At 68.2% G+C, this 3,516-nt stretch carries 5 protein-coding genes; 2 read left to right on the plus strand and 3 right to left on the minus strand.

Going from position 1 to position 3,516, the window contains the following annotated elements:
* Positions 1-33 precede the first annotated feature (33 nt).
* On the plus strand, positions 34-561 hold the full coding sequence (locus ACTHLF_RS11765; protein WP_440327531.1) for a mismatch-specific DNA-glycosylase: 528 nt from the start codon (positions 34-36) through the stop codon (positions 559-561).
* On the opposite strand, the gene ACTHLF_RS11770 is transcribed toward ACTHLF_RS11765, so the two are convergent.
* The 3 genes from ACTHLF_RS11770 to ACTHLF_RS11780 are packed head-to-tail and all read right to left on the minus strand — an operon-like array spanning position 537 to position 2,466.
* Positions 537-887: a c-type cytochrome gene (locus tag ACTHLF_RS11770; protein ID WP_440327532.1), complete on the minus strand. Its 351-nt coding sequence runs from the start codon at positions 885-887 to the stop codon at positions 537-539. The two genes, ACTHLF_RS11765 and ACTHLF_RS11770, sit on opposite strands and share 25 nt — an antisense overlap.
* Positions 888-929: 42 nt before the next feature.
* Positions 930-1,760, minus strand: coding sequence for a c-type cytochrome (locus tag ACTHLF_RS11775; protein WP_440327533.1), 831 nt, complete (start codon positions 1,758-1,760; stop codon positions 930-932).
* A 4-nt stretch (positions 1,761-1,764) separates the two neighbouring features.
* Positions 1,765-2,466: a c-type cytochrome gene (locus ACTHLF_RS11780; RefSeq protein WP_440327534.1), complete on the minus strand. Its 702-nt coding sequence runs from the start codon at positions 2,464-2,466 to the stop codon at positions 1,765-1,767.
* A 103-nt stretch (positions 2,467-2,569) separates the two neighbouring features.
* On the opposite strand from ACTHLF_RS11780, the gene ACTHLF_RS11785 reads away from it, so the two are divergent.
* The coding region (locus ACTHLF_RS11785; protein WP_440327535.1) for an amidase family protein at positions 2,570-3,516 on the plus strand (947 nt) is incomplete at its 3' end.

Consider the following 3,516-nt stretch of genomic DNA (forward strand, 5'->3'; position numbering starts at 1 on the left):
ACAACGGCGGGGGCTTCCGGATACATTAGTCGCATGAACGATGCCGATTCCGCGCAACACATCCTGCCCGACGTGCTCGAACCCGGCCTGCGCCTGGTCTTCTGCGGCACGGCGGCAGGTACGCGCTCGGCGCGCGATGGCGCGTACTACGCGCATCCCGGCAACATGTTCTGGCGCGCCGTGCACGCGGTGGGCCTGACACCGCGCCTGCTCGCGCCGGCTGAATTCCCGCTAATGCCGGCTTTCGGCATCGGCTTCACTGATGTCGCGAAATACCACCACGGGAACGATAACCAGTTGCCGCGCGATGCGTTCGACGCGGAGGCTTTGCACGTGAAGATCCTGCATTACGCGCCGCGCGTCATCGCCTTCACCAGCAAGCAGGCCGGCATGGCCGCGCTCGGCAAGCACGTCCACATCGGCCGGCAAGACGCCTTGTTCGGCGGCGCGATCGCATGGGTCCTTCCCTCACCTTCCGGCCAGGCGCGAGGTTCATGGAACCTCGCGCTGTGGCAAGCGATGGCGGACGAGGTCCGTCAGGTACCCGGCGTCGAACGATAGGCGCGCACGTCGTTCGGCGATACCGATGAAGCGCCATTCGACCAGGCGTGGCGGATGTAGGTCACCACGGCCGCCGCATCGTCATCGCTGAGGACCTGCGAGAACGGCGGCATGGAATACGGCCGCGGATTGCCGGCGGTCGCAGGCGCGAAACCACCCGAGAGCACCACGCGGATCGCGTTGATCCCCGTGGGTTCACGCACGGACACGTTGCCCGCGAGCGCGGGATACGCGTCGCCCTTCCCTCGTCCGTCCGCACCGTGGCAATCGGCGCAATGCTTCGCGTAGACGGCCTGCCCGGCCTTCGCCACGGCCTCGGCATCCACGGCGTTGCCGCGCTGGCGAACCGGCGTGCGTTCGGGCAGCTATTACAGGTACACGGCGATCGCGGAGAGATCGGCGTCGGTCAGGTGCTGCGTGCTCTTCAACACCACCTCGGCCATGGGGCCGAGCGCACTGCCCTTCGCCGAACGGCCGGTTTTCAGCAACGCGACCACGTCACCCTCGCTCCACCCGGCAAGGCCGCCCTGCGGACCCATCGAGAGATCGGGCGCATACCAGTTCTGCACCGGGATGAGGCCACCGGCCAGGAACGGGTCGCTGACCATCGCGCCGAAGCTGTTCCGGTTCGCATGGCATTCATTGCAATGGCCCAGGCCCTGTACGAGGTAAGCGCCGCGATTCCACTGCGCGCCCTGCTTCGGATCGGGCTGGTATTCGCCCTCGTGGAAATACATCAGCCGCCACGTCGCCATGAGCGACCGCCAGCGGTATGGCCAGCGCAGCGTGTCCGGCGTGTTCGGGTTGCGCACCGCGGGCAACGAACGCAGGTAGGCGTACATAGCATCGCTGTCGGCGCGGGTGACCTTGGTGTACGACGTGAACGGGAACGCGGGATACAGCGAGGTGCCGTCGTGGGCCTTGCCACTGTGCAGCGCCTGGTAGAAATCATCCGCGGACCAGTCGCCGAGGCCGGTCTCGCGATCGGGCGTGAGGTTGGGCGACGGGATGGCGCCGAACGGCGTTGGGACGACGCGGCCGCCGGCCATGGGCTTGCCGTTGCGGGAGGTATGGCAAGAGGCGCAGTCGCCGATCGTTGTGAGGTATTGGCCTTCGGTGACGGCATCGCGCGCAAGCGCGCTCCCACAACAGCTGATGGCGGCGACGATGAAGAGCGCGGCATGGGTCCAGGTCTTCATCAGGTCAGCCTCCCAGCACGCCGCAGCGGAGTGGCGGTTTTACGCTGCCCGCCGGCTCCGCGTGTGCATCGGGTGGCACGGGGCGGGAAGCTAGCCACGCGGAGACGGCGCTGATGTCCGCGTCGGTGAGGCGGCTTACCACGGTCGCCATGCAGTCGGGCTCGGTGGTGCTACGAGTGTTCGTGCGCCAGGAGCCGAGCTGCGCGCTGATGTAGTCATACGGCAGGCCGACCAGCCCTGGGATGTCGGGCTGCACGCCGGTGAGGTTCGGCCCGTGGCAGGCCATGCACGCAGGCACGCCCTTCGCGGCATCCCCCTTCGTGACCAGTTGCTCGCCGCGCGCAACGGCCGATGGCGACATCGCATGCGTCGGGTGCGGCGAGTACGGTACGTCCTGGCTGGCGAAGTACTCCGCGATCTCGCGCATGTACGCTTCATCGAGGGGCGCGACCATGTACTCCATGATCTCGTAGTGGCGCAGGCCCTTCTGGAAGTCCTGCAGCTGGCGCACAAGGTAACCGGCAGGCTTGCCGGCGAGGCGCGGGTTGAAGCCGTTGTCGCCGCCCTCGCCGTGCGGGCCATGGCAGCTGGTGCAGGCGGCGATCCGCTGCTGCAGGGTATCGGGCACGGCGGGCGATTCCTGTGCCTGGGCGGCACACGCCCAGGCACACGCGGCCAGCACGATCCATCCGAACGAACGTCGCATCGCCTGCTCCCTTGGGTTCCGCCTTGGGTGTTCGCCCGAGTATAGCCACACAGTGCACGGGCGCTGGGCTACCATCGGCCGGACACCCGGGGGGAGAGACCTTATGCCGCAGCACCGCCACGCGATCGCCGTTGCGCTCGCGCTCACGCTTCTTCCGTTCGCCGCGCACGCGCGCGACGCCGGCGAAGACGATGCCTACGCCTCGATCGCCACGCTAAAGCAGGCCTACGCGCGGGGGGAGCTCACCCCTACCGGCATAACCCAGCTGTTCCTCGACCGGATCGCACGGATCGACAAGGCCGGGCCGAAGGTCAACGCGGTGCTGGAAACCAATCCCGATGCGCTGGCGATCGCCGGCAAGGCCAGGGGTGGCAAGGGTCCCCTCGCCGGTATCCCGATCCTGCTGAAGGACAACATCGACACCGGCGACCGCATGCAGACCACCGCGGGCTCCCTTGCCCTGGCGGGCTCCACGGCACCGAAGGACTCCACGGTCGCCGCGAAGCTGCGCAAGGCCGGCGCCGTGATCCTGGGCAAGGCCAACCTCAGCGAGTGGGCGAACATCCGCTCCAACCACGCCACGAGCGGCTGGACCGGCCGCGCCGGCCTCACCCTCAACCCGTATGTGCTCGACCGCAATGCCTGTGGTTCCAGCGCCGGATCCGGCTCGGCGGTGGCCGCCGGCCTCGCGACCGTGGCGATCGGCAGCGAGACCGATGGCTCGATCATCTGCCCTGCCTCCATGACCGGCCTCGTCGGCATCAAGCCGACCGTCGGCCTGGTCAGCCGCACCGGTATCATCCCCATCTCGCACAGCCAGGACACCGCCGGGCCGATGGCGCGCAGCGTCGCCGACGCCGCGGCCGTGCTCAGCGCGATCGCGGGCAGCGATCCGTCCGATGTCGCGACGAAGGACGCCGACAAGCACGCAACGGACTACACGAAGTTCCTCGACCCGAACGCGCTGCGCGGCAAGCGCATCGGCGTGGCGCGACAGCTCGCCGGCATCGAACCCAACGCCGATGCGGCGCTGGAGAAGACGATCGCGCT

The organism is Luteibacter sp. (assembly GCF_051958795.1).
Classification (GTDB): domain Bacteria; phylum Pseudomonadota; class Gammaproteobacteria; order Xanthomonadales; family Rhodanobacteraceae; genus Luteibacter.